This window comes from Niveispirillum fermenti (assembly GCF_048066175.1).
Lineage (GTDB): Bacteria > Pseudomonadota > Alphaproteobacteria > Azospirillales > Azospirillaceae > Niveispirillum > Niveispirillum fermenti.
The window spans coordinates 140390-165642 of sequence record NZ_JBLTXA010000003.1 but is presented as its reverse complement, the minus strand read 5'-3'; the positions used below and the strand labels follow the sequence as shown (position 1 = coordinate 165642).

The window sequence follows — 25253 nt, the reverse complement described above, 5'->3', positions numbered from 1 at the left end:
TAGCCTATTACTTTAGTCGTCATACAAGATGACCCTAATGCCAAAGAACTAAGCTCGCCAATAATCCCACATATCCATAGGGTTATGTGAAACGCGCTCATCCCTCCCACGCCGGCTTCAACCCTGTCCTGCCGCCTGGCGACACGGAGTGCGGTCGGGAAGCGGGGCTGATGGCGCCGCCCCCCTTGACGCTGCCCCTCTCGACGCTGCCCCTCTCGACGCTGCCCCTCTCGACGCTGCGCCTCTCGACAAGGGGCCGCCCGATGGGCCATGTTCGGATCGAGCCCCAGAACACAGCCGGAACGACAGGCCGCCCCATGCCGACCGACATCCTGACCGCCGCCAGCCCTGTTGCGCCGCCGCCGCCGGCGGACGGCAATCCGCTCTATCTGGTCGATGGTTCGGGCTTTATCTTCCGCGCCTATCACGCGCTGCCGCCGCTGAGCCGGCCGGACGGCACGCCGGTGAACGCTGTCATGGGCTTCACCAACATGCTGATGCGCCTGCTGGCGGAATTGAAGGCGGAGGCGGTGGCTGTCATCTTCGACAGCAAGCGCATCAATTTCCGCAATGAGTTCTATCCCGACTACAAGGCCCACCGGCCCGACCCGCCGGAGGATCTGCGGCCCCAGTTCGCCCTGATCCGGGAGGCGGTGGAGGCGTTCAGCCTGCCCTGCATCGAGCTGGAAGGGTACGAGGCGGACGACCTGATCGCCACCTATGCCCGCCAGGCCCGGGCGCTGGGCCGCCCCGTCACCATCGTGTCGTCCGACAAGGATCTGATGCAACTGGTGGGCGACGGCATCCGCATGCTGGACCCCATGAAGAACCGGCTGATCGGACCGGACGAGGTGTTCGAGAAGTTCGGCGTGGCACCCGAGAAGGTCGTGGATGTGCAGGCGCTGGCCGGCGACAGCGTCGACAATGTGCCAGGTGTGCCCGGCATCGGCGTGAAGACGGCCGCCCAGTTGATCACCGAGTACGGATCGCTGGAAGTGCTGCTGGAACGGGCGGCGGAGATCAAGCAGGCGGGCCGGCGGCAGAAGCTGATCGACAATGCCGACATGGCCCGGATTTCCAAGCGCCTGGTGCAACTGGAGGAAAACGCCCCCGTGCCCGTGCCCGTGGAGGCGCTGAAGGTGCGCGAGCCGGACGTGAACCGGCTGCTGTCCTGGCTGGGGGTGCAGGGCTTCCGCAGCATCATCGCCAAGGTGAAGGCGGAAATTGCCGAGGATGGTACGCTGGCCGACGGCGCCGCCATCAGCGCCGCGGCCGGTACGGGTGGCGGGGAACAGGGCCTGCGCGACCTGCGTGCCGCCCTGGATGGCCGTTCCTATGCCCCCCCCGCCGCCGCGCCGGACGCGCGGGAGGATGCGCATATCCCCCGCCCCGCGACCGTGGAATATATCCTGGTCGATACGGAGGAGGCACTGGCCGCCTGGGTTGCGGAGGGGCTGGAAGCCGGCGTCGTGGCCCTGGACACGGAGACGGACGGGCTGACGCCGATGCGGGCCAACCTGGTGGGGATCTCGCTGGCCACCCGGCCCGGCCGTGCCTGCTACATCCCTGTCGCCCATATCGATCCGTCCACGCCCAAGGATGGGGCCGGCGGGCTGGATTTCGGCGATGCCGCCCCGCCGCCGCGCCAGATACAGGCGGCCCGCGCCCTGGAAATCCTGCGCCCCCTGCTGGAACATCCGGGGGTGCTGAAGGTCGGCCACAATATCAAGTTCGACTGGCAGATGTTTGCCAAGAACGGCATCAAGGTCGATCCCATCGACGATACGATGCTGCGTTCCTACGTCATCGGCGGCGGGCGGCACGGGCACGGCATGGATGAACTGGCCCAGCGCCACCTGGGCATCACCTGCATCACCTATGACGAGGTGACAGGCACGGGCAAGGCGCGCGTCACCTTCGACCGCGTGCCGCTGGACAAGGCCACTTCCTATGCCGCAGAGGATGCCGACATCACACTGCGCCTGTGGCACGTGCTGCGCCACGACGTGCTGGCCGACCGCATGGTGACGGTCTACGAGACCATCGACCGGCCGCTGATCCGGGTCGTGGCCGACATGGAGATGGAGGGCGTGCTGGTCGACCGGCAGGTCCTGCGCGAACTTTCCAGTGATTTCGCCAAGAAGATGGTGGAGTTCGAGGCCGATATCCAGAAGCTGGCCGGGCGAGAGTTCAATGTGGGCAGTCCCAAGCAGTTGGGCGAGATCCTGTTCGATGAGATGAAACTGTCGGGCAGCAAGAAAAGCAGCAAGACCGGCGCCTGGTCCACCGACAGTTCCGTGCTGGAGGAACTGGCCGACCTGGGCATTCCCATCGCGCAGAAGGTGCTGGACTGGCGGCAGTTCCAGAAGCTGAAATCCACCTATACCGACACGCTGGGCGAACAGATCAACCCCGTGACGGGCCGCGTCCATACCAGCTTCGCGCTGGCCGCCACCTCCACGGGCCGCCTGTCCTCCACCGACCCGAACCTGCAGAACATCCCCATCCGGACGGAGGAGGGGCGCAAGATCCGTCGTGCCTTCGTGGCTGCCCCCGGCCACCGCATCATGTCCGTGGACTACAGCCAGATCGAATTGCGCATCGTGGCGGAAATGGCGGGCATCCCGGCCCTGCAGCAGGCCTTCCGCGACGGGATCGACATCCACGCCATGACGGCCAGCCAGGTGTTCAACGTGCCGCTGGACCAGATGACGTCCGAAATCCGCCGGCGGGCCAAGGCCATCAATTTCGGCATCATCTATGGCATCTCCAGTTTCGGCCTGTCACGCCAGCTCGGTATCGCACCGGGGGAGGCCGGGGCCTTCATCAAGGCCTATTTCGAGCGGTTCCCGGAATTGCAGGCCTATATGGAGAAGACCAAGGCCGAGGCCCGGGAACACGGCTTCGTGCGCACGCTGCTGGGCCGCAAATGCTGGATACCGGGTATCCAGGAGAAGGGCGCGCGCAAGGCCTATGCCGAGCGCCAGGCCATCAACGCGCCCATCCAGGGCACGGCCGCCGACATCATCAAGCGGGCCATGATCAGGCTGCCCGGCGCCCTGGCCGATGCCGGGCTGAAGGCCCGCATGCTGCTCCAGGTCCATGACGAACTGCTGTTCGAGGTGCCGGACGCGGAGGTGGAGGCTACGTCGACCCTGGTGCGAGCGGTCATGGAGGGGGCGGCTGATATCGGCATTCCCCTGGTGGCGGAGGCCGGCACCGGTGCCTCCTGGGCCGAAGCGCATTGAGGCGCCTCAAGATTCAGGCGCCCGCCCGATCCATATTCGCCGGTGGTTTCATCCGTTATTGTTGACAAGGACACGTCCCATGACGCTTCGCCGCCTCGGCCGCACCGACCTTTCCGTTCCGGCCCTGTGCCTGGGCACCATGACCTGGGGCCGGCAGAACACGGAGGCCGAGGGCTTCGCCCAGATGGACATGGCCCTGGACCATGGATTGTTCTTCTGGGACACCGCGGAAATGTATGCCGCACCGCCCTCGCCAGAGGGCTATGGAAGGACGGAGGAGATCATCGGCAACTGGTTCGCCCGGACCGGCCGCCGGAACGACGTGCTGCTGGCCAGCAAGGTGATCGGCAATGCCGATGGCGGCTTTGCCTATGTACGCGGTGGCGGGGCCAGGGCCGACCGCGCCAATATCGAGGCGGCGGTGGAAGCCAGCCTGCGCCGCCTGCGCACCGACCATATCGACCTTTACCAGCTTCACTGGCCGGACCGTAATGCCGACCGTTTCGGCCGGACCATCACCAACCCCGCCACGGGCCCCGACGAGGTCCCGATCGAGGAGACGCTGGCCGTTTTCGCCGATCTGGTCCAGGCGGGCAAGGTCCGCCATGTCGGCATCTCCAACGAGACGGCCTGGGGGACCATGCGCTATGTGGCTGCGGCGGACCGCCTGGGCCTGCCCCGCATCGCATCGATCCAGAATCCCTACAACCTGCTGAACCGCAGCTTCGAGATGGGCCTGTCGGAGGTGGCGCTGCGCGAGGATGTGTCGCTGCTGGCCTATTCCCCGCTGGCCGCCGGCACGCTGACGGGCAAGTACCTGGACGGGGCCATCCCCGCCGGCACCCGCCGCGCCATCGATAATCGCCGCTCCCGCTACGATACGGCGCGGGGTGACACGGCAACCCGCGACTATCTGGCCATTGCCCGGGCCCACGGGCTGGACCCGGCGGCCATGGCCATCGCCTATGTGGTGAGCCGGCCCTTCGTGACCAGCACCATCATCGGGGCCACCAGCCTGGACCAGTTGCGGATCGCCATCGACGGCGGCGCGATGACCCTGCCGCCGGAGGTGCTGACGGCACTGGAGGCGGTACACGCCGCCAATCCCAACCCCTGCCTTTGAGACGCGAGAAGGGGGAACTGCCGCAATGCTGCGCCTGTTCATCGGCATTCCCATGCCGGAAATGGTCGTTGAACGCCTGTCGGCCCTGGCATCGGGCCTGCCCGGCGCGCGCTGGGTCCCGCCGGAGAATTACCACCTGACCCTGCGCTTCGTGGGAGAGGTGGACGAGGGCACCGCCCATGATGTTGACGAGGCGCTGGACTATGTCACGGGCCCGGCCTTTCCGGTGGCCCTGTCGGGGCTGGGCTGTTTCGGCCGGGGACACAGGCAGCATGCGCTATGGGCGGGCGTGGCACCCGCCGACGCGCTGCATCACCTGCGTGACAAGGTGGAATCGGCCCTGGTCCGGGCCGGATTGCCGGCGGAGGAGCGGAAATTCAGCCCGCATGTGACGCTGGCCTACCTTTCCGACACACCGGAAACGCGGCTGGCCACCTATATGGGGGCCAATGGCCTGTTCCAGGCCGGCCCCTTCACCGTCGACCGCTATTGCCTTTATGAAAGCGTCCCGGGCCGGTCCGGCCCCAGCTACCACATCCTGCAGGAGTACCCGCTGGGCGGCTGGCAGCCGGACTGACCGGTCCGGCCTTATACCGCCGCTCGTGCGGCGTCGCCAAGCCAACGAATGTTGGCGCCGGCAATTGAAGGCGGTGATCACAACCAATAGGTTCTGATCACCGCGAAATAGTATTACGCCGCGTCGCGCAATTCGTTGATGAAGCTGTCCAGCCGATCATGCATCTCTGTGGACAGGCGTTCGGCGTCTCCCGCCGTGGCGTGGGTCTTGCCGACGGCACCGGCGATCTCCGTGGCCACGTCGGCCATGCGTGCAACGGCCCCGCCCAGCGTTGCCGTGCGGCTGGATACGGTCTGGATCGACCGGCTGATTTCCATGACCGTGGCCTCCTGCTGCTGCACAGCGTCGGAGATTTCACCGGCGCCGGTGTCCAGCGCCGTGACCGCTTCGGCGACCCCGGCAATGGCCTCCACGGCCTGGCGCGTTGCCGCCTGGATTTCCGCCACCTGACGGCTGATCTCCTCCGTCGCGCGGCCCGTCTGGCTGGCCAGGGACTTGACCTCGCTGGCCACGACAGCGAAGCCCTTGCCGGCATCACCGGCGCGGGCCGCCTCGATCGTGGCGTTCAGGGCCAGCAGGTTGGTCTGACCGGCAATGTCGGCAATCAATTGCACGATATTGCCGATACGGGCCGCGGTGTCGGACAGGTCAGCCACCCGCTCGCGCACGCGCCCCACCTCCACATTCGTGCCACGGGCCTGGACGGCGGCTCCGCTGGCGGCGCGGGAAACCTCGGCGATGCTGGCAGCCATCTGCTCCACGGCGGCGGCCACGCTGGCGGCATGGCTGGTCGCCTCCTCGGCCTCAATACGGGCGCTGCTGGTCACATCACCCGTGCTGGACACGGTCTGGCCCAGCAGGTCCGCCTCCTCCTTCAGGCCCCGCACGGCACCGTCCAGGCGGCGGGTCATGCTTTCCACATCGACCACGAACCGGTCGGCCAGCGCCTTGCGCAGGGTCATGCGCTCGGCCCGCTGCGTCTCGGCCGCCGCCTGCTGCTGCGCCCGCAGCCGTTCGGTTTCCACCGCGGCCGCCTCCGCCGTGGCGCGGGCGCGCTCGCTGAAGACGAAGGCGCGCTCCAGGTTCCAGGACAGCCACAGCAGCACGGCGGTCTCCATGATCACCACGGCCGCATGCACCAGCACACGCAGCAGGCTGCCCTGGCCATCGGGAAAGACCAGGGCCGGCAGCAGGAAGCTGAGGGTCAGGTGATGGACAGCCGTGACGCCGGCCGCCACCAGGATGACGCGCCAGTTGCAGAAGGCCGTCAGCATGGCCAGCACGGCGAAGTAAAGGAAATGCGCGTCGATCTGCCACGGGCCGGCGGCGGCGGCCACGACCACCGAAACCTGGGCCACTGCCAGCACCGCGAACAGATATTCCACGCCCGGACGCGGCATGCGCAGGAGATGGGCTGTGGTCCCCAATCCGGCGATCAGAAGGGCTGACAGGACCGACGCCACCCAATTCACCTGATCCAGGATGGCCGCCACCAGCGCCAGCGGCACGCAAAGCCAGAGAAAGGCGATGAAGACGAGCAGTGCCATACTGCGGATGCGATCGATGGGTGTCATGGGCATTGCCTTAACCGGGGACAGACAGGACAGGGTCGGGGAATGTCAGGAACCGCAGCCGACCAGGGTTCCCGACAATAGCAGGGCCGGCAGGGCGGCCAGCCGGCGCGCGCTTTCCTGGTCGGGAACATCGACGATCCAGACGGGAGCACCGCCTTCGCGCAGCCGGACGCCGGTGTCCGCCAGGGTCGCGATCTGGGCATCACGCGCCATCCAGGGCGGCAGGATGACCGCGAAGCTGCGCCCCCCTTGCGGCACGGGTGACAGGGCCACCAGCATCGGGACCAGCAACGTGACCAACAGCGTCAAGCCGACAAGAAAACCGGATCGGTTGAACATAGTGAAGTCACCAAACTATTGAAAATCTTCGCCTTATGATAGTGGGCGACAATTTAACATGGTGATGCCACCGCGATAATCCAGATGACCTTACGTATATATTTCGCTCCGTACATGCAGGCTGCCATGATTGACTGAAGATTTTTATTCGAGGCATGAATGCATACTAACGCAATCATATACCTGTCACATCCGCAACTTCCGTATCCCCGCCCCTGCGGCCCCTGCAAGCCACCCCTGGCGGCAAGGCCTTTGACAGGGGCCGCCGCATGCGCCATTTAACCCGGTCATGGGCATTGAGAATCACAGCAGCAGCTTCGCCCCCGCGGCCCCGCGGGCCGACGGGCGCATCAATCTGATCGGCCTTTCCCGCGAGGAGCTGGAAAGCACGCTGACCGACGCCGGATTCGAGAAGTTCCGGGCCCGTCAGGTCTGGCACTGGCTGTACCATCGCGGGGTGACGGACTTCGCACTCATGTCCACGCTGGCCAAGCCCGCGCGCGAAAAGCTGGCCGAACGGTTCCTGATCGACCGGCCGATGCCCGTGAAGGATCTGAAATCCACCGACGGGACGCGCAAATGGCTCTGCCGCATGCATGACGGGCAGGAGGTGGAGGCCGTGCATATCCCGGAGGAGGATCGCGGCACGCTGTGCGTCTCCTCCCAGGTCGGCTGCACGCTGACCTGCCGGTTCTGCCATACGGGCACCCAGCGTCTGGTGCGCAACCTGACGGCGGACGAGATCGTGGGCCAGGTCATGCTGGCCCGCGACCATCTGGATGAATGGCCCAGCCCCGTGGATGGCCGCATGCTGTCCAACATCGTCATGATGGGCATGGGGGAACCGCTCTACAATTACGAGAATGTCGCCAAGGCGCTGAAGATCATCATGGATGGGGAGGGTATCTCCATATCCAAGCGGCGCATCACCTTGTCGACCAGCGGCGTGGTGCCCCTGATGAAGCGCTGCGGCGCCGAGCTCGGTGTCAATCTGGCCGTTTCGCTGCATGCGGTGAATGACGAGTTGCGCGACCGCATCGTGCCCATCAACCGCAAATACCCCATCCGGGAACTGATGGAAGCGGTGCGCACCTATCCGGGTCTGAACAATGCCCGGCGCTGCACCTGGGAATATGTGATGCTGAAGGGCGTCAATGACAGCATGGCGGACGCGCGCGAGCTTGTACGCCTGATCCGCGGCATCCCGTCCAAGATCAACCTGATCCCCTTCAATCCCTGGCCCGGCTCCCCGTTCGAGCGCAGCGACTGGGACCAGATCGAAAGGTTCAGCGACTATCTGAACGAGGCGGGCTATGCCAGCCCCATCCGCCGGCCGCGCGGCGACGACATCCTGGCGGCCTGCGGTCAGTTGAAAAGCGAAAGCCAGCGCCCCAGCGCCGCCCAGCGCATGGCGCAACTGGAACAGCACAAGCTGCTGGCCGCCGAATACGCGGCCCAGATCGCCGCGAAGGAAGCCGCCCTGGCACTGTAGGCCGGATGGGACTGGGACCGTGGGACATGGGACATCTGGGCAGGGAGGCGCTCTCAGCCTCAGGCGTCGACCATTTCGGCGGCCCGCGCCAGATCGACCGATACGAGCTGGCTGACACCGCGTTCCATCATGGTCACGCCGAACAGCCGGTGCATGCGGGCCATGGTCAGCCGGTGATGGGTGACGATCAGGAAGCGGGTGGCGCCGCTGGCCGCCATCTCCTCCACCATGTCGCAGAACCGGCCGACATTGGCCTCGTCCAGCGGTGCATCCACCTCGTCCAGCACGCAGACCGGCGCCGGGTTGCACAAGAACACCGCGAACAGCAGCGACAGGGCCGTCAGCGCCTGTTCGCCCCCTGAAAGCAGGGACAGGACCTGCAGTTTCTTGCCCGGCGGGCTGGCATAGATTTCCAGCCCCGCATCCAGCGGGTCCTCCGATTCGGTCAGCTTCAGATATGCCATGCCACCGCCGAACAGGCGCGTGAAAAGCCGCTGGAAATGGCCGTCCACCAGTTCGAAGCTGGCCAGCAGCTTTTCCCGCGCCTCGCGGTTGATGGCGCCGATCCCCTGGCGCAGCCGGGCGATGGCTGCGACAAGATCGTCGCGTTCCGCCGTCAGCCGGGCCACCTCCCCTTCCATATCCGCCAGTTCGACCTCGGCCCGCAGATTGACGGGGCCGATACGCTCACGATCCTCCATCAGCCGGGCCAGCCGCTGTTCCAGTTGGGATGGCGGCGGCATCTCCTCGTCGGGTTCCACGCCAGCCGTGGCCAGCACGTCGCCCGGTTCACAGTCCAGCTTCTCCCGCACCCGTTCCACCAGCGCCGCCAGGGCGGACAACGACTGGGCGACGGCCGCTTCGGCATGGGCGCGCGCCTCGCGCGCATCAGCCAGACCGGTTTCGGCACGGCGCACGGACTGGTCGGCCGCCGACAGGGCTGTTTCCGCCTCGGCCAGCGCGTCGCCGGTCCGGCGGCGCTGACGCTCGGCGGCCGTGATGCGGTCACGCAGCGCATCACGCTCCGCCTCGATCTCCACGGGCCGTTCGGCAAGCCGTTCCAATTCGCCGCGCCCTTCCTCGGCCCGTTCGGTCAATTCGGCCAGCCGGGCCGCGGCGCCTTCCACCCGCATCCGCCAGGATGCCTGCTCGGCCTCCAGCGTGGCCAGCCGGCGGCGGCGCTGTTCGGCCTCGCGCTTCACACGCTCCACACCGGCCTGCGCGCCGGAAAGGTGTCCGCGCTGTTCGGCCAGAAGGCCGCGCGCATCGGCCACGGCCAGCCGCGACAGGGTGGGGTCGGGTGAGCCGTCCAGCTCGGCCTGCGCCGCGGCCACGTCGCCGGCCGCCATGGCCCGGTCGCCGTCCAGCGCGTCCAGCGCCTGGGCCAGGGCATCACGCCGGGACCGGGCGGCAGCGGCTTCCGCGGCCAGCCGGGATTGGGCGGCGCGGGCCTGGTCCAGGCCGGTGAAGGCATGGCGCACGGCGTCGCGGGCCTGCCGGTCGCGGGCGGCCGCTTCTTCCTGCCCCCGTCGCGCTACGGCGATTGCCGCATCCGCCGCAGCCACGGCTTCGGCATAAGCCTTGCGGGTCCCGGCCAGTTCGGCCGTAGCCCTTTGCTGGTCGGCTTCGATCGCGGCCAGACGGTTGCGCTGTGTCAGACGGATGGCTGCCGCCGTCGGGGCCCCCGGCGTGACGGTCAGCCCGTCCCAGCGCCACAACCCGCCATCCCGGCTGACCAGCATCTGGCCCGGCGCCAGCGTCGGGGCCAGATGCTGCGCCAGGGCCGTGTCGGATACCAGCCCGATATGGGACAGGCAGCGGGCCAGTTCGGCAGGCGCCTTGACATGGGCCGCCAGCGGCTCCACCCCGGCCGGCAGGGCACGGCTGTCTGCCAGGGGCGGCAACGCGCGCCAGTGGCGGGCGGCAGCCTCGTCCAGCGGGGCCGTCAGATCCTCCCCCAGCGACGCCGCCAGCGCCTGCTCATAGCCGGCAGCCACCGTGATCGCATCGATCAGCGGCGGAAAGAGATCCTCCTCCTCCAGGTGCAGCAGGGCACGCAGCCCGTCGCGTTCCGCCCGCAACTGGGTGTCGCGTGCCTCGGCCTGCGACAGGGCGGCGCGACCGGCGGCGATGGCGGCCTGACCTTCGGCGCGCGCCCGCTCAAGCGCCGCGTCGGCCTGCTGCCGGACGGCCTCTGCCGTTTCGGCCGTGTCACGGGCAAGCTCCAGCCGCTCCTCCGCCAGCAAACAGGTCTCGGCCGCCTGTTCCAGGTCCATGCCATCGTCGATGCGGGCATCCAGGGTGGCCAGTTGCGCCGCCTGTTCGGCCAGCCGCCTTTCCAGCGTGGCCAGCCGTGCTTGGGCGTCGCGCAGCCGGCCGGCGGCACCGTTGCGGGCCGCGTCCTGTGCGGCGGCCACCTCCAGCGCGCGGGACAGGTCGCGTTCAGCCAGATCCACCGCGTCCAGCACCACCTGCGCGGCCTCCTCCGCCGCTTCCAGTTCCATGACCTCGTCGGCCTGGGCTTCCAGCAGGGCGGTCCGTTCCGCCGCCAGACGGGCGGCGGCACTGTCGGCATCGGCGGCCAGCGACCGTTCACGGGCCAGATCGGTGGCCAGTTGCGCCAGCCGCCGCTGCGTGGCGGCATGCGCCGACGCGACCCGCGCCTCCTCGGCATCCAGTTGCTCGCGCGCCAGAACAAGGCGCTGCAGCGCCGCCGCCGCCGCCGCATCCTCCTGCCGGCGCGGCGGCAGCGCCTCTGCCGCCTGTTCGCGCAGCGTCGATGCCGCCGTGACCGCCAGCATCTGGTCGCGCACGGCGGTATCGGCGGCGGCATGGGCGGCGTGCGCCCGGTCCAGGAACCGGTTGGCCTCGTGCCAGCGCTGGTACAGCAACAGGGCCTCGGCCCGGCGGATATGGTCCTGCACCTGACGATAGCGCTGCGCCTGCCGGGCCTGACGCCGCAGTCCCTGCAACTGCCCGTCCAGGGCGCCCAGCACGTCCTCCAGCCGGGTCAGGTTCGTGTCCGCGGCACGCAGGCGCAGTTCGGCCTCGTGCCGCCTTGCATGCAGGCCGCTGATGCCGGCCGCTTCTTCCAGCAATTGCCGCCGGTCGGACGGCCGGGCATTGATCAGCGCGCCGACGCGGCCCTGGCTGACCATGGACGGGCTGTTGGCGCCGGAGGAATGGTCGGCGAACAGGATCTGCACATCGCGGGCACGCACCAGCTTGCCATTGATGCGGTAATCGGACCCGGAGCCACGTTCCAGCCGCCGGGTGATCTCCAGCTCTTCCGCATCGGTGAAGGGGGGTGGGGCGGTGCGGGCATCATTGGCCAGCACCATCGTCACCTCGCAGATATTGCGCGCCGGCCGCGTGGCCGTGCCGCCGAAGATGACATCGTCCATGTCCTCGCCGCGCATGCGCTTGGCCGATGTCTCACCCATGGCCCAGCGCAGCGCCTCCAGCAGGTTGGACTTGCCACAGCCATTGGGGCCGACGACACCCGTCATGCCGGGCTCGATCAGCAACTCGGTCTGATCGACAAAGGATTTGAAGCCGGACAGGCGGAGCTTGTTGAACTGCACGGGGGCTTACATCCGTGTCGGGGAAGGGGACGGCGCCGGCCCGACCGTCAGCCGGCGGCGCACTCCGGCGCGAAAACAATAACGGGGGCACGGCGTCACCCGCCGCACCCCCGTCCGTGATGATCCGGCGGTCCGCGCCGGCATTCCGCGTTCAGCCGGCCGCCAGCGCCGGCATCCCGCTTTTAGGACGATTTGCGCTTGGCGCCGGCCTTGATGACGGCCTCGGTCAACTGGTCCAGATAGGCACCGGCGATGACATATTCGTCATTCACGATGAAGGTGGGGGTGGAGTTGATCTGCTTTTCCTGGCTGGCGGCATACTGGCCCTTGATCAGGAAATCCTCCAGCGGCTTGGACGCCATGCAGGCGTCGAACTGTGCCTGGCTGACGCCGGCCAGCTTGCCGATATTGGCCAGATTGACCAGGAAGTTCTGGTTCAGCCAGCTCCCCTGGTTCTTGAAGATGACGGTCTTCAGCGCCTGGGTCTTCGCCCCGCCGGCACAGCGCATCAGCATGTGCGCGCGCAGGCCCGGCCCGTTCAGCGGAAAGTCGCGGAAGATCAGCCTGACCTCGCCCGTGTCGATGAATTCCTTCTTGAAGGTCGGAAACATCTCCGTCTCGAAATGGGCGCAGTGCGAACAGGCCAGGGAGGCATATTCGACCACGGTCACCTTGGCCTTCGGATCGCCATAGGAGATTTCGGCCATGGCGGCCTTCAGGTCGATGGCGCCATCCTGGGCGAAGGCCGGCAGGGCAGGCGCCAGTGACAGGGCGGCACCGCTGGCCAGCAGGTGGCGGCGCGAGAAGGCGGAAACGACGGAACCGCTCACGGGGCTTGTCTCCAGGCAAAAGGATGGATCGGCTCGGATGCGACTATAGGGGGATGATCATGGCGGCGGCAAGGCGGTTGGGCGACCGCGCGCAGTCGGCGCTCAACGGCCCCGGGGCGGCTTTCCGGCGTCCTTGGCCGCCGCCCCCGCCTCCCCCACTCCCAGCCGGCTTTCCAGACGGGCCAGGGCGGTGGTGTTGGCCATGCGGCTTTCGGCCTCGACCTGACGATAGAGAACGACCAGTTCCCGGCCCCAGTCGGTCAGGGCCGTACCGCCGCCGCCGCTGCCGCCCGTCTGTCCCGCAACGGCCGGCCCGGCGAAGGCGCGGTTCACCTCGTCCACCAGCAGCCAGGCCCGCCGATAGGACATGCCCAGCGACCGCCCGGCCGCGGCAATGGAACCCGTAGCCTCGATGGCTTCCAGCAGCCTGATCTTTCCGGGGCCGAGCTTGGCCCCATTGGTAAAATCCAGGCGCAGGGTGAGGCGGGTCATCGGTGGGCATCCGTGGCAGGGGCGGGGCGTGAAAGTCTCCTTCCCCGGCGGGCGCGGGAAGAACCCTGTCAATTGGGCGGGAAAGGCCCCCGGCGTCAAGCCGCAGCAGCCTCCACGTCACTTGCCCCCGACGCTGCCGCGTCAGTTACCCCCCGACGCTGCCGCGTCAGTGCCCCGCCGCTTCCGCCTTGCGCCGGCGCCGCTTGGCGGCGGCTAGGTTCAAACTCTCCACACCGATCGAGAAGGCGATGGCGAAGTATAGATAGCCCTTGGGAATGTGGAAATGCAGTCCGTCGGCGATCAGTGCCACTCCGACCAGGATCAGGAAGGCCAGCGCCAGCATCTTCACCGTCGGGTGGTCCTGCACGAAACGGGATGTGGGGCCGGCCGCGAACAGCATGACGGCAACCGCGATGACCACGGCCGTCACCATGACGGGCAGATGGTTGGCCATGCCGACCGCGGTGATCACGCTGTCCAGCGAGAAGACGATGTCCAGCACCAGGATCTGGGCGATGACACCGCCGAAGGTGGCCACGACGAGGGGCTTGCCCCCGTCCTCCTGCCCGCCTTCCATCGTGTGATGTATCTCCTGTGTACCCTTGTAGAGAAGGAACAGCCCACCCCCCAGCAGGATCAGGTCGCGGGCGGAGAAATCCATCTCGAACAGCGTGAACAGCGGCCGGGTCAGCGACATGATCCAGGCGATGGAGACCAGAAGCCCCAGGCGCATGACCAGGGCCAGGCCCAGCCCGATCTGCCGCGCCCTGGCGCGCTGCGCCTCCGGCAGGCGGTTGGCCATGATCGAGATGAAGATGATGTTATCGATGCCCAGCACGATCTCCAGCGCCGTCAGGGTCGCCAGGCTGGCCCAGGCATTGGGGTCGGACAACCAGTCGAACATTCGTTCCACCTGCCGATAAGGGTTGGTTAGCGAAAAGTGAACAAGCATAAGGAAGAGACGTTCCAGCCTGCAAGGAGCCCGCGCGTGCAAGCTTGCGGTGGGTGGCCATCGGGAATAGCGTGACAGGCAAATCCATACCGATCAGGAACCGCCCATGCGTCTCATCGCCCGCTCGCTCCTGCTGGCCGCCCTCGCGGCCGCGCCGCTGGCCAGCGCCCTGCCCGCCGCCGCTGAAACCGTGCTGCGCCGGGGCATCGGGGCCGCCCCGGATACGGTGGACCCCGGCAAGGCCGAACTGCACCCGTCGTCCATCGTCATCTATGACCTGTATGAAGGGCTGCTGACGCCCGGCGCGGACGGGACACCACGCCCGGGTGCGGCGGAGAAATGGGACATATCGGCCGATGGCCGCACCTACACCTTCCATCTGCGCGCCGATGGCAAATGGTCCGACGGCAAGCCCGTGGTGGCCGGCGATTTCGTCACGGCCTGGCGGCATCTGGCGGCACCGGCCACGGCGTCGCCCTATGGCTATTTCGTCTGGGTCATCCAGAACGGGGCCGAAGTGTCGTCGGGCAAGCTGCCGCCGGAAAAACTGGGCGTGGAAGCGGTGGACGACCGCACGCTGAAGGTGGTGCTGAAGGAACCGGCCGCCTATTTCCTGGGCCAGCTTTCACATCAGTCCATGTCCCCCATCCGGCTGGACCGCAAGGACGGCCAGCCCATCAGCAACGGGGCCTATCAGTTGGTGGAGATGATACCCCAGACCCACTACAAGCTGACCCGCAACCCCTACTATTACGACAATGCGGCCGTGAAGATCGACACGGTCTATCACAATGTCACGGAGAACCTGGAAACGGAGCTGAAGCGGTTCCGGGCCGGTGAGCTGGACATCACCTATACCCTGCCCGTCACCCAGGCGGAATGGGCGCGGCGGCAGGCGGCCGATGCCTATGTGCCGACCCCCACCTATTCCACCTTCTATCTGGCCTTCAACCTGCGGCACGAGCCCTGGAAGTCCAACCCCAAGCTGCGGGCCGCGCTGACCCTGGCCATTGATCGGGAGGTGCTGACGGAAAAGGTGCTGAACGGCGACATGCTGCCCGCCTACAGCTTCACCCCGCCGGGCAATGTCGGCGGGTACGAACCGCCGCGCCCGGACTGGGCGGCCCTGACCCAGGCGCAGCGTGACGAGATGGCGAAGAAGCTGCTGGCAGAAGCGGGCTATGGCCCCGGCGGCAATACGCTGCCGACGGTGGAGGTTCTGCATTCCACCTCGGAGAATTCACGGCGGGTCATGGTGGCCGTGGCCGCCATGTGGCGGCAGAAGCTGGGGGTGCAGACCAACCTGAACAACCAGGAATTCCGCGTCGTCGCCAGCATCGGCAACCAGAAGAGCTACAAGGACGTCATTTCATATGGCTGGATCGGTGATTTTCCCGATCCGATCAATTTCCTGAAACTGCTGCGCGGTGACGTGGCCCAGCAGAACCTGTCCGATTATCGCAATCCGGCCTATGACGCGCTGCTGGACAAGGCCAATGCCAGCCTGGACCCGGCAGAGCGCATGACGATGCTGGCAGAGGCCGAACGCATGTACCAGGCCGACTTCCCCATCGTCCCGCTCTACCACAACAACCGCCGCCGGATGGTATCGCCCAAGGTCCAGGGCTGGCGGCCGGTGCCGCTGGACCAGTTGCCGACGCGCTGGCTGGATGTGAAGCGCTGAGACCGGCGTGAGACCGGAGGGGGGGCGGCGTCAATTCACGACGTCGGCCTGCTCCTCCAGCCCGTATTGGCGCATGATGGCGGCCAGCCGGCCGCTCTCCCGCAGCCGGCGTGTCCCGTCGGCCATCATCCGGGCCAGGACGGGCGCACGCGGATCGCTGGCTGAAAACCCGACGAACAGGTCGGCATCGTCGCGCAACGGCACGGTCTCGACCTTATGGTCCAGGCCCAGGCGGCGGACCTGCCAGCGCAACACGTTATAGTCGTCCAGCAGCATGTCCATGCGCCCGGCCGTCAACATGCGCAGCCCCTGCACCAGGTGCGAATAGCCAAAGCCACTCAGCACCGTGATCCGGTCCGGATTGTCCTGATTCCTGTTAACATACGCCTGCAACGCGCCGCCATAATCATAATCCTTGATCACGCCCAGGCGGAAAGGAACGAAATCTTCGGGATCGTTGAAGATGAAGCCACGGCCGCGGGTCACGGCCACGGCATTGGCTGAATTGCCTTGCGCCAGTTCCGGCAACCGGATGGCACCATCCATGTCGGAAGCCACGCCGGGTAACGCCGTGGCGCTGCCATCGCTGGCCATGCGCCGCATCACGGCGAAATTGACGACGCGATACTCAACCCGCAGGCCCGACGCCTCGAATATTTCCCTTGCGATATCAACCATGTAACCCTCGCGCCCATCGGCGTCCGGATCACAGGCATAGGGGCACCAAGGGTCTGACGCGATGACAACGGGCCGTGCCAGTTCGGTCGCGTTCAGTTCATGGGCGCGAACCCCATCAGCACCGATGACGAATGCCAGGGCGAAGCATTGGGGGATGAGGATGCACCGGAGATCGGCCAAGGACTTCAGCATGGGACGGTAATATACACATGCTCCGGCACAAATCACGCCCGGACTTTGAAGTCTATAAGAAAATCCGTGGAAACCCCGTCCTGTATCCGGCTTTAACAATGTTTTTCGATAATTTTATTCAATTTCTCTCTGGACAAAGAGAAGGACGGCCGCAACTGGCCTCGGCCACTATTGTGGAGACTGTCTGATACCAAGTTGCGATGAGTAGAACTCATCGCAACTTGGTCCGGCGGCGACCGCCGCCGCGCCGCTCGTGCGGCGTAGCCAAGCCAAGGAATGTTGGCGCCGGCGATTGAGGGCGGTGACCAGAACCTATAGGTTCTGGTCACCGTAAAATAGTATGCCTGTCAGAACTGGCCGCAAGCTGGTCCGGCGGCGACTGCCACAGCAGCGCTTGTGCAGCGTCGCCAACCCAGCGGATGCTGGCGCCGGCGATAGGGAGCGGTGATCAGAACCAACAGGTTCTGATCACCGGGAACTGGCATGGCCGATAAACGACACAGGGATTGTCCCTGGATGACGGGGTGACGGAAGGCCCGCAATCCGTTCCGTTCACCCCGGGACAATGACCCCATCCCTATCAGGCCCCCTGACCTGCCGCTGTCAGGCGGCGGGCCTGGTCCACCGCAGTACAGGCTTGCGGGCCGCCTGCGTTTCGTCCAGCCGCTTGCGCGGGGTCAGCCGGGGGGAGGCCTGGAAATGGGTTTGGTCACCCGCCCTGGCCTTCGCCGCCAGATGACGCATGGTCCCGATGAACAGGTCCAGCGTGCGCTTGCTTTCCGTTTCCGTCGGCTCGATCAGCAGGGCGCCGTGTACGACCAGCGGGAAATACATCGTCATGGGATGATAACCCTCGTCGATCATCGCCTTGGCGAAATCCAGTGGGGTGACGCCCGTACCCTTCAGGAAGCGGTCGTCGAACAGGGCCTCGTGCATGCACGGCCCCTCGAACGAGGCCGACATCACATCCTTCAGGCTGGCCAGCACGTAATTGGCATTGAGTACGGCGTCGGAAGACACCTGTCGCAGCCCGTCCGCCCCGTGCGACAGCATGTAGGCCAGCGCCCGCACGAACATGCCCATCTGGCCATGGAAGCCCTTCAGCCGGCCGAAGGGCCGGGCCTCGCCGGCATCCCTGGCATGTTCGACCAGGGTGAACCCGTCCTTGCCATGCACCACGAAGGGCAGCGGCGCGAAGGGGGCCAGGGCGTCGGACAGCACCACCGGGCCGGAACCCGGACCGCCGCCGCCATGCGGGGTGGAGAAGGTCTTGTGCAGGTTGATGTGCATGGCATCGACGCCCAGGTCGGCGGGGCGGACCCGGCCGACAATGGCGTTGTAATTCGCACCATCGCAATAGAAATAGCCGCCGGCCGCATGCACCGCGTCGGCGATTTCCCTGATCTGCGGTTCGAACAGGCCGCAGGTATTGGGGTTGGTCAGCATGATGCAGGCGACATCGTCGCCCAGCTTGGCCTTCACGGCCTCCACGCTGACACGGCCATTATCCTCCGTCGGGATCGTGTCGACGGTGAAACCGCAGAAGGCGGCCGTGGCCGGGTTGGTGCCATGGGCCGATTCGGGAACCAGCACGCGGCGGCGACGGCTTTCGCCCCGTGCTTCCAACGCCGCATGGATGGCCATCAGGCCGCACAGCTCCCCATGCGCGCCGGCGCCCGGTGACATGGCGACGGCGGGCATACCGGTCAGCGTCTTAAGCCAGTGCGCCAGTTGATCGATCAGTTCCAGCGCACCCTGAACCGTTTCCACCGGCTGCATCGGGTGGATATCGCTGAAGCCCGGCAGGCGGGCCACCTTCTCGTTCAGACGCGGATTGTGTTTCATCGTGCAGGACCCCAGCGGATAGAGGGTCGTGTCGATGGCGAAGTTCTTCTGGGACAGGCGCGTGTAATGGCGCACCACATCGGGCTCGGCCAGCGACGGCAGGCCGACACCGGCACGCGGGCTGAGGCCCCCCAGGCGGGTGGCGGCGGTCACCGGTTCGTCCAAGTCCACGCCGATGGCGCCCGGATTGTCCAGTTCGAAGATCAGCGCCTCTTCCTGCTGCAGCGCCTTGTTGCCGGTGAAGGTGACGATTTCGTCCGTGATCGACACGGCATGGGGGGTGCTGTCGCGACCCTGGCTGTTCATGGCCATCAGAGAACCTCCTCCAGGCCGCGCGCCAGCGCGTCCATGTCTTCCACACTGCTGATCTCGGTGACCGCGACCAGCAGCAGATCGTCCAGCCCTTCCACATCCGGGTGCAGGCGGCTGACCGGCACGCCGGCCAGGATGTTCCTGGCCGCCAGCTTGGAGACGACCTTCGCCGCCTTCCGGGGCAGCTTTACCGTGAATTCGTTGAAGAACCCGTCATTGACGACGCTGACCCCCTTCACCGCCGACAGCTTGTCGGCCAGCATCACAGCATTGGCGTGGTTGATGCGGGCCAGTTGCACCAGCCCCTGCTCGCCCAGCAGCGACAGGTGGATGGTGAAGGCAAGCGCACACAGGCCGGAATTGGTGCAGATGTTCGACGTCGCCTTCTCGCGGCGAATATGCTGCTCGCGCGTCGAGAGGGTCAGCACGAAACCACGCTTGCCATCGGCATCCACCGTCTGGCCGCACAGGCGGCCCGGCATCTGGCGCACGAATTTGTCGCGCGTGGCGAACAGGCCCACGTAAGGACCGCCGAAATTCAGGCCATTGCCGATGCTCTGCCCCTCGCAGACCACGATATCGGCCCCCATGGAACCGGGCGACGGCAACAGGCCCAGCGACACCACCTCCGTCACCACCACGATGACCATCACGCCCTTGGCGTGCGCCGCCTCGCACAGTGCCGTGAAGTCGCGCAGATGGCCGAACAGGGACGGGGTCTGCACGACGACGGCCGAGGTCTCCGCGTCCAGCAGGGCCGACAGCTCCTCGGCATTCTTCCAGTCCGGCGCCTGGGCGCGGATATCCATACCCATCACGCCACAGGTGGTTTCCACCACTTCGCGGTAATGCGGGTGCAGGCCGCCGGACAGGATGACCTTGTTGCGCTTGTTGACGCGGGCGGCCATCAGGACGGCCTCCGCCGTGCCCGTCGCCCCGTCATACATGGAGGCGTTGGCCACATCCATGCCGGTCAACACCGCCACCTGGGTCTGGAACTCGAACAGATATTGCAGCGTGCCCTGGGTGACTTCCGGCTGGTACGGCGTGTAACTGGTCAGGAACTCGCCACGCAGCAGGATCTGATCGACCGAGGCGGGCACATGGTGCTTGTAGGCCCCCGCCCCCACGAAGAACGGCACGGTCGAGGCCGCGACGTTCCTGGCGGCCAGGCGCGACAGGTGGCGTTCCACCTCCAGTTCGCCCTTATGGTCGGGCAGGCCCGCGATCTTGCCCGGCAGCCTTGCATGGTCGGGCACGTCACGGAACAGGGCATCCACGCTGTCCACCCCGATGGTGGACAGCATGGCGGCACGGTCGGCATCCGTCAGCGGCAGGTAACGCATCACAGCCCCTGAATGAAGTCGTTATAGGCGTCCTGGTCCATCAGGGCGTCGAACTGCGCCTGATCGGCAATGGTCATCTTGAAGAACCAGCCGTCACCCTGCGGGTCGGTGTTGGCCAGGGCCGGCTCATCGGCCAGGGCGGCATTGCCCTCCAGGACCGTGCCAGCGACGGGCGCATAGATCTCCGAGGCGGCCTTCACCGATTCCACCACAGCGGCTTCCGCCCCCTGGGTCAGGACCTTGCCGGCGTCCGGCACCTCGACGAACACCACGTCGCCCAGCGCGTTCTGGGCATAGTCGGTGATGCCGACGGTGGCAACACCACCGTCCAGGCTGATCCACTCATGGTCCTTGGTGAAACGGATGGTCATGGGTCGGGTCTCTCGGGTCTTGGGGGATGGGAAGGTCGGTTGGTTGCCATTGCTGTGTCTGCGCTTGGCCCCTCATCACGGCCATCCCCACGAAAGCGGGGAAGACGGCGTGATGAGGAATGGTCAATCAGCGCCCAGGCACTTTCACAGCAATGGCAGCATCTGTGCGGCGGGGAAGAGGGTCTTGCGACCCTCAGCCCTTGAAATAGCGGTGCGGTGCGAACGGCATGGCGGCCACCTTGGCGGGCAAAGCCTTGCCACGGACGATCAGCCGGACCTCCGTGCCGACGGCGGCAAAGCCGGCATCGACATAGCCCATGGCAACAGGGCCGCCGGCCGTGGGGCCGAAGCCGCCGCTGGTGATCTCCCCGATACGATTGCCGGACAGGTCCTGGATTTCGGTATGCTCACGGGCCGGCGCCTTGCCTTCCGGCTGGATGCCCACGCGCTTGCGGGCGGGGCCGGCAGCCAGTCGGGACTGCACCACCGATGCACCGGGAAACCCGCCCTCTGCCTTCCGGCGTTTGGAGATGGTCCAGGTCAGGGCGGCTTCCACCGGATCGGTGGTGGTGTCGATGTCATGACCATAAAGGCACAGGCCGGCTTCCAGGCGCAGCGAATCGCGCGCACCCAGCCCGATCGCCTCCACCCCGTCCTGGGCGAGCAGCAGGCGGGCCAGCCCTTCGGCATCGGCCGCGGCCACGCTGATCTCGTACCCGTCCTCGCCGGTATAGCCCGAGCGGCTGATCTGCACGGGAATGCCGCCGATGACAGCCTGGCGCGCGCTCATGAAGCCCATGGCCGCCGCTTCGGGCAGCAGGCGGGACAGGATGGACGCCGCCTCCGGCCCCTGCAGGGCCAGCAGGCCGGCATCGTCGCCCAGATAGTCGATGGTCACGTCGGCGGGCAGGCTGGCCTTCAGGTGGGCCAGATCCTCCGCCTTGCAGCCGGCATTGATCACCACATAGAGGTGATCCTCGAACCGGGTGACCATCAGGTCATCCAGGATGCCGCCTTCATCATTGGTGAACATGGTGTAGCGGATGCGGCCCGGCGCCAAGGCCGCGATATCGCCCGGCACCAGCGCTTCCAGCGCCTTGATCACGCTGTCGATGCCGCCCCCCCGCAGGCGGACCTGTCCCATGTGCGACACATCGAACAGACCGGCGCGGGCTCTCGTGTGCAGATGCTCCTTCAGCACGCCCAGCGGATACTGGACCGGCATGTCATAACCGGCGAACGGCACCATCCTGGCGCCCAGTTCGACGTGAAGATCATGAAGCGGTGTGCGCAGCAGGCTGGTGTCACCCAAGGCGGGACACTCCCATCAGGACAGAGTGCGGCCGTCACGGGGCGCCTCCCCGCGGCGGTTCGCCCCCCTCTGTCCTGGCCCCTGAGAGATTCGCCGCGCGGTTCACACGTCGGCTTACTCCGTCGGTGGGCTGTCGGCCCGTTGCCGGACCCGCCTGCTTTCCAGATGCGCCTACCCTGTGCGGTCCTTTTGCCTGAGAGTTTCCGGGGGCGGTTGCTCCTTCGGCGCCGGACACCCCGTTGCCAGGGGCCGGTCTCTCCCGCATGGGGTCATCGGCTATGCGGGCGCTAACCTACGCTTACCTTCGCGCCTGTCAACCCCCAGTGAAGGGTCACCGCCCCTCGTTCGACGCCCGGTTGGCAGCGATCTCTTCCGGGGTGAGCTGGAAGCCGACCAGGACCTCGAACCAGCGCGCATCCATGGTCTTGGGCGCGGGGATGACCTGGGTCAGCTTCTGTTCCACCGTGCCGGCCCCGCCCGACAGGGGCACGGACGTCGTGAAGGTCTTCTTTGACAGGATGTTGCGGTCCGGGTCCGTCACGGCGACGAAATAGGTGACCGGGATGGCGGTGGCCGTGCCCCCATCGGCCGCGCGGCCCGTGATGACCAGGTTGGCGGCAACGGTGACCGAATTGTCGTCATAGCCGCAATTGGCCAGGATGCCGGACAGGATGGCCACACCGGCCTCGCTGCGGGCCGTGCCGGCATCGCGCAGCACGCCCACATTGGGGCAGGCGGCGATCATGTGTTCATTGTCCGAACAGGCGCCCAGCGTCAGGACACCCATCCCCGCCAAAGCGGCCAGGGTCCAGCGGCGGGCGGCTTTCCTGACCGGCGAAACCGGTTTATGGTCGGGCCGGGTCTTCATCGAGCAAGGGCTGGTCATCAAGGGTCCGTTCACTTCCGTTCACCGCGGCCAGATTGGGCGGCGACCATGTCAACAGCATGGCCCGCACCCTATATATGCCGGGTTGCGACAATATAGGGGGCCATCCGGCCGCGCAAGCATGGCCCCAACCGCTGACACGCTTCGACAGGGATCATCCCATCATCATGTCCGAGAACATTGCCCGCCCCGCCGCCCCGCTTCCGCCGCTGCACGTGCTGCTGGCGGCACCCCGGGGATTCTGTGCCGGGGTGGACCGCGCCATCCAGATCGTGGAAACGGCCCTGCGGAAATTCGGCGCCCCCGTCTATGTCCGGCACGAGATCGTGCATAACCGCTTCGTGGTGGAAAGCCTGGAAGCCAAGGGTGCCGTGTTCGTGCAGGAACTGGACGAGGTGCCGGACGACAGGCCCGTGGTGTTTTCCGCCCATGGCGTGCCCAAATCGGTTCCGGCCGAGGCTCAGCGGCGCAACATGATCTTCGTGGATGCAACCTGCCCCCTGGTTTCCAAGGTCCACCGCGAGGCGGAGCGCCATTTCGAGACGGGACGCACCGTCATCCTGATCGGCCATGCCGGCCATCCGGAGGTGGTGGGCACGATCGGCCAGTTGCCCGATGGGGCCGTGAAACTGGTGGAGACGGTGGCCGATGTCGCCACCCTGTCGGTCGATGATCCCGACAACCTGGCCTTCGCCACGCAGACCACCCTGTCGGTCGACGACACGGGCGCCATCGTGGAGGCGCTGCGCACCCGCTTTCCCACCATCGCCGGCCCGAAGCGGGAGGATATCTGCTACGCCACCACGAACCGGCAGGCGGCCGTGAAGGCCATCGCGACCGGCGCCGATGCGCTGCTGGTGCTGGGGGCCCCCAACTCGTCCAATTCCGTCCGGCTGGTGGAGGTGGCGCGCGCCCATGGCTGTACCCGTGCCATGCTGGTGCAGCGGGCCGCCCAGATCGACTGGGACCGGCTGGAGAATATCCGGACCCTGGGGATCACGGCCGGCGCGTCGGCCCCGGAAGTGCTGGTGGACGAGGTGCTGGCCGCCCTGGGCGAACGATTCGCGGTGACGGTGGAGGAAGTCGTGACGGCAACGGAGAACGTCACCTTCAAGCTGCCGCGCGTGCTGGCCGCGGAATAACACCAGCGGCTGGTTATCTTGACCGGTGGTATTGCCCGGTCCCGGCCTTCCCCCGTTCCGCACGATCAGCCAGGGTTCACGATGAAATCAGGCAATTCCGTCCTGTCCTCCTACGGCACGACCATATTCGAGGTCATGTCGCGGCTGGCCGACCAGCACAAGGCCGTCAATCTGGGTCAGGGCTTCCCGGATGGCAACGGCCCGCCCGACATCGTGGCCGCCGCCGCCGACTATCTTGCCAGCGGCTGGAACCAGTATCCGCCCATGCCGGGCCTGCCGGCCCTGCGTCAGGCCGTGGCGGCCCATGGCCGGCGATTCTATGGCCTGGACATCGACTGGGCGACGGAAACCATGGTGGCCTGCGGTGCCACGGAGGTGCTGGCGGCCTGTCTGTTCGGCCTGCTGGAGCCGGGGGACGAGGTGGTGCTGTTCCAGCCGCTCTATGACAGCTATGTCCCCCTCATCCGGCGGGCCGGGGCCGTGCCGCGCTTCGTCAGCCTGAAGGCGCCGGACTGGTCCTTCTCCGCGGCCGACCTGGATGCCGTCTTTTCGGAACGCACCAAGCTGGTGCTGATCAACAACCCGCAGAACCCGGCCGGCAAGGTCTGGACGCGCGCGGAGCTGGAATTGCTGGCCGGCCGCGTCATCGCCCATGATGCCATCGCGCTGTGCGACGAGGTCTATGAGCATCTGGTATTCGACGGGCGGCCGCACATCCCGTTAATGACCCTGCCCGGCATGCGCGAGCGCACGCTGCGCATCGGATCGGCCGGCAAGACCTTCTCCCTGACCGGGTGGAAGGTCGGCTATCTCACGGCGCCGCCGCACCTGCTGGCACCCGTCATGAAGGCGCACCAGTTCCTGACCTTCACGACGGCGCCCAACCTGCAGCATGCCGTGGCGCTGGGGCTTTCCAAGGATGATGGCTATTTCACCGGGCTGGCTTCCGACATGCAGGCGCGGCGCGACCGGCTGTCGGCCGGGCTGTCGGCGGTGGGGCTGGCCGTGCTGCCCTGTGCCGGGACCTATTTCCTGGCCGTGGACCTGCAAGCCAGCGGCATCGACATGGCCGATCAGGATTTCTGCCGCCTGCTGACCGAACGGGTCGGCGTGGCCGCCATCCCGTTCAGCGCCTTCTATGAGGCGGACGCGCCCACGCATCTGGCCCGTTTCTGCTTCTGCAAGCGGGACGAAATACTGGACGAGGCCATAGCCCGGCTGATCCGGGGGCGCGGCGCGCTGGCCGGATAGGATGAAAGCGGGGCCGGCAGGTG

The 25253-nt window shown here is 66.7% G+C and carries 19 protein-coding genes and 1 riboswitch; of the genes, 7 read left to right on the top strand and 12 right to left on the bottom strand.

Annotation, left to right across the window (positions count from 1 at the left end):
- Positions 1–317 precede the first annotated feature (317 nt).
- The 3 genes from polA (at position 318) to thpR (ending at position 4948) form a co-directional block, all read left to right on the top strand.
- Positions 318–3248: a DNA polymerase I gene (polA, locus tag ACM9LZ_RS04265; RefSeq protein WP_416618271.1), complete on the top strand. Its 2931-nt coding sequence runs from the start codon at positions 318–320 to the stop codon at positions 3246–3248.
- Between the two features lie 79 nt (positions 3249–3327).
- The gene (locus tag ACM9LZ_RS04260; RefSeq protein ID WP_416618110.1) at positions 3328–4371 is read left to right on the top strand and encodes an aldo/keto reductase; all 1044 of its coding nucleotides are present in this window, start codon (positions 3328–3330) and stop codon (positions 4369–4371) included.
- 25 nt (positions 4372–4396) lie between these two features.
- Positions 4397–4948: an RNA 2',3'-cyclic phosphodiesterase gene (thpR, locus tag ACM9LZ_RS04255; RefSeq protein ID WP_416618109.1), complete on the top strand. Its 552-nt coding sequence runs from the start codon at positions 4397–4399 to the stop codon at positions 4946–4948.
- Positions 4949–5061: 113 nt separating this feature from the next.
- On the opposite strand, the gene ACM9LZ_RS04250 is transcribed toward thpR, so the two are convergent.
- Positions 5062–6522 carry a methyl-accepting chemotaxis protein gene (locus ACM9LZ_RS04250; RefSeq protein WP_416618108.1) on the bottom strand — a complete coding sequence of 487 codons (1461 nt, stop codon included), beginning with the start codon at positions 6520–6522 and terminating at the stop codon, positions 5062–5064.
- Between the two features lie 45 nt (positions 6523–6567).
- Positions 6568–6831, bottom strand: coding sequence for a hypothetical protein (locus ACM9LZ_RS04245; RefSeq protein ID WP_416618107.1), 264 nt, complete (start codon positions 6829–6831; stop codon positions 6568–6570).
- 319 nt (positions 6832–7150) lie between these two features.
- On the opposite strand from ACM9LZ_RS04245, the gene rlmN reads away from it, so the two are divergent.
- On the top strand, positions 7151–8353 hold the full coding sequence (gene rlmN, locus ACM9LZ_RS04240) for a dual-specificity RNA methyltransferase RlmN (RefSeq protein WP_416618106.1): 1203 nt from the start codon (positions 7151–7153) through the stop codon (positions 8351–8353).
- Between the two features lie 59 nt (positions 8354–8412).
- Here rlmN and smc read toward each other — a convergent pair whose 3' ends face one another.
- From smc to ACM9LZ_RS04220, 4 genes are all read right to left on the bottom strand, one after another.
- Positions 8413–11937, bottom strand: a complete 3525-nt coding sequence (gene smc / locus ACM9LZ_RS04235; protein ID WP_416618105.1) for a chromosome segregation protein SMC — start codon at positions 11935–11937, stop codon at positions 8413–8415.
- A 182-nt stretch (positions 11938–12119) separates the two neighbouring features.
- Complete coding sequence (locus tag ACM9LZ_RS04230) at positions 12120–12767, bottom strand: thioredoxin domain-containing protein (RefSeq protein WP_416618104.1); 648 nt, start codon at positions 12765–12767, stop codon at positions 12120–12122.
- Positions 12768–12869: 102 nt separating this feature from the next.
- Positions 12870–13259: a winged helix-turn-helix domain-containing protein gene (locus ACM9LZ_RS04225; RefSeq protein ID WP_416618103.1), complete on the bottom strand. Its 390-nt coding sequence runs from the start codon at positions 13257–13259 to the stop codon at positions 12870–12872.
- A gap of 166 nt (positions 13260–13425) precedes the next feature.
- Complete coding sequence (locus ACM9LZ_RS04220; protein WP_416618102.1) at positions 13426–14163, bottom strand: TerC family protein; 738 nt, start codon at positions 14161–14163, stop codon at positions 13426–13428.
- 154 nt (positions 14164–14317) lie between these two features.
- On the opposite strand from ACM9LZ_RS04220, the gene ACM9LZ_RS04215 reads away from it, so the two are divergent.
- A complete protein-coding gene (locus tag ACM9LZ_RS04215; protein ID WP_416618101.1) occupies positions 14318–15895 on the top strand; it encodes a peptide ABC transporter substrate-binding protein in 1578 nt (525 codons plus the stop codon).
- 30 nt (positions 15896–15925) lie between these two features.
- On the opposite strand, the gene ACM9LZ_RS04210 is transcribed toward ACM9LZ_RS04215, so the two are convergent.
- The 6 genes from ACM9LZ_RS04210 to ACM9LZ_RS04185 form a co-directional block, all read right to left on the bottom strand.
- On the bottom strand, positions 15926–16765 hold the full coding sequence (locus ACM9LZ_RS04210; RefSeq protein WP_416618100.1) for a substrate-binding periplasmic protein: 840 nt from the start codon (positions 16763–16765) through the stop codon (positions 15926–15928).
- A 603-nt stretch (positions 16766–17368) separates the two neighbouring features.
- Complete coding sequence (gcvPB, locus tag ACM9LZ_RS04205) at positions 17369–18922, bottom strand: aminomethyl-transferring glycine dehydrogenase subunit GcvPB (RefSeq protein WP_416618099.1); 1554 nt, start codon at positions 18920–18922, stop codon at positions 17369–17371.
- Complete coding sequence (gcvPA, locus tag ACM9LZ_RS04200; protein ID WP_416618098.1) at positions 18922–20268, bottom strand: aminomethyl-transferring glycine dehydrogenase subunit GcvPA; 1347 nt, start codon at positions 20266–20268, stop codon at positions 18922–18924. Before gcvPA ends, gcvPB begins: the two co-directional genes overlap by 1 nt.
- Positions 20268–20639 carry a glycine cleavage system protein GcvH gene (gene gcvH, locus ACM9LZ_RS04195; protein ID WP_416618097.1) on the bottom strand — a complete coding sequence of 124 codons (372 nt, stop codon included), beginning with the start codon at positions 20637–20639 and terminating at the stop codon, positions 20268–20270. Before gcvH ends, gcvPA begins: the two co-directional genes overlap by 1 nt.
- A gap of 193 nt (positions 20640–20832) precedes the next feature.
- Positions 20833–21951 carry a glycine cleavage system aminomethyltransferase GcvT gene (gcvT, locus tag ACM9LZ_RS04190; protein WP_416618096.1) on the bottom strand — a complete coding sequence of 373 codons (1119 nt, stop codon included), beginning with the start codon at positions 21949–21951 and terminating at the stop codon, positions 20833–20835.
- 171 nt (positions 21952–22122) lie between these two features.
- Positions 22123–22223: riboswitch (glycine riboswitch) on the bottom strand.
- A gap of 59 nt (positions 22224–22282) precedes the next feature.
- Positions 22283–22837, bottom strand: coding sequence for a hypothetical protein (locus ACM9LZ_RS04185; RefSeq protein WP_416618095.1), 555 nt, complete (start codon positions 22835–22837; stop codon positions 22283–22285).
- A 167-nt stretch (positions 22838–23004) separates the two neighbouring features.
- Between ACM9LZ_RS04185 and ispH the strand changes: the two genes are divergently transcribed.
- Together ispH and ACM9LZ_RS04175 are read left to right on the top strand one after the other, a co-directional pair.
- A complete protein-coding gene (ispH, locus tag ACM9LZ_RS04180) occupies positions 23005–23979 on the top strand; it encodes a 4-hydroxy-3-methylbut-2-enyl diphosphate reductase (protein ID WP_416618094.1) in 975 nt (324 codons plus the stop codon).
- Between the two features lie 81 nt (positions 23980–24060).
- Entirely contained in the window at positions 24061–25230 is a 1170-nt protein-coding gene (locus tag ACM9LZ_RS04175; protein ID WP_416618093.1) for an aminotransferase, read from the top strand.
- The last annotated feature ends 23 nt before the right edge of the window (positions 25231–25253 follow it).

Bases quoted from the DNA above. Each gene is read 5' to 3' on its own strand.
- polA (WP_416618271.1), top strand. From the start codon at position 318: ATGCCGACCGACATCCTGACCGCCGCCAGCCCTGTTGCGCCGCCGCCG.
- ACM9LZ_RS04260 (WP_416618110.1), top strand. From the start codon at position 3,328: ATGACGCTTCGCCGCCTCGGCCGCACCGACCTTTCCGTTCCGGCCCTG.
- thpR (WP_416618109.1), top strand. From the start codon at position 4,397: ATGCTGCGCCTGTTCATCGGCATTCCCATGCCGGAAATGGTCGTTGAA.
- ACM9LZ_RS04250 (WP_416618108.1), bottom strand. From the start codon at position 6,522: ATGACACCCATCGATCGCATCCGCAGTATGGCACTGCTCGTCTTCATC.
- rlmN (WP_416618106.1), top strand. From the start codon at position 7,151: ATGGGCATTGAGAATCACAGCAGCAGCTTCGCCCCCGCGGCCCCGCGG.
- ACM9LZ_RS04225 (WP_416618103.1), bottom strand. From the start codon at position 13,259: ATGACCCGCCTCACCCTGCGCCTGGATTTTACCAATGGGGCCAAGCTC.
- ACM9LZ_RS04220 (WP_416618102.1), bottom strand. From the start codon at position 14,163: ATGTTCGACTGGTTGTCCGACCCCAATGCCTGGGCCAGCCTGGCGACC.
- ACM9LZ_RS04215 (WP_416618101.1), top strand. From the start codon at position 14,318: ATGCGTCTCATCGCCCGCTCGCTCCTGCTGGCCGCCCTCGCGGCCGCG.
- ACM9LZ_RS04210 (WP_416618100.1), bottom strand. From the start codon at position 16,765: ATGCTGAAGTCCTTGGCCGATCTCCGGTGCATCCTCATCCCCCAATGC.
- gcvPB (WP_416618099.1), bottom strand. From the start codon at position 18,922: ATGGCCATGAACAGCCAGGGTCGCGACAGCACCCCCCATGCCGTGTCG.
- gcvPA (WP_416618098.1), bottom strand. From the start codon at position 20,268: ATGCGTTACCTGCCGCTGACGGATGCCGACCGTGCCGCCATGCTGTCC.
- gcvH (WP_416618097.1), bottom strand. From the start codon at position 20,639: ATGACCATCCGTTTCACCAAGGACCATGAGTGGATCAGCCTGGACGGT.
- ACM9LZ_RS04185 (WP_416618095.1), bottom strand. From the start codon at position 22,837: ATGACCAGCCCTTGCTCGATGAAGACCCGGCCCGACCATAAACCGGTT.
- ispH (WP_416618094.1), top strand. From the start codon at position 23,005: ATGTCCGAGAACATTGCCCGCCCCGCCGCCCCGCTTCCGCCGCTGCAC.
- ACM9LZ_RS04175 (WP_416618093.1), top strand. From the start codon at position 24,061: ATGAAATCAGGCAATTCCGTCCTGTCCTCCTACGGCACGACCATATTC.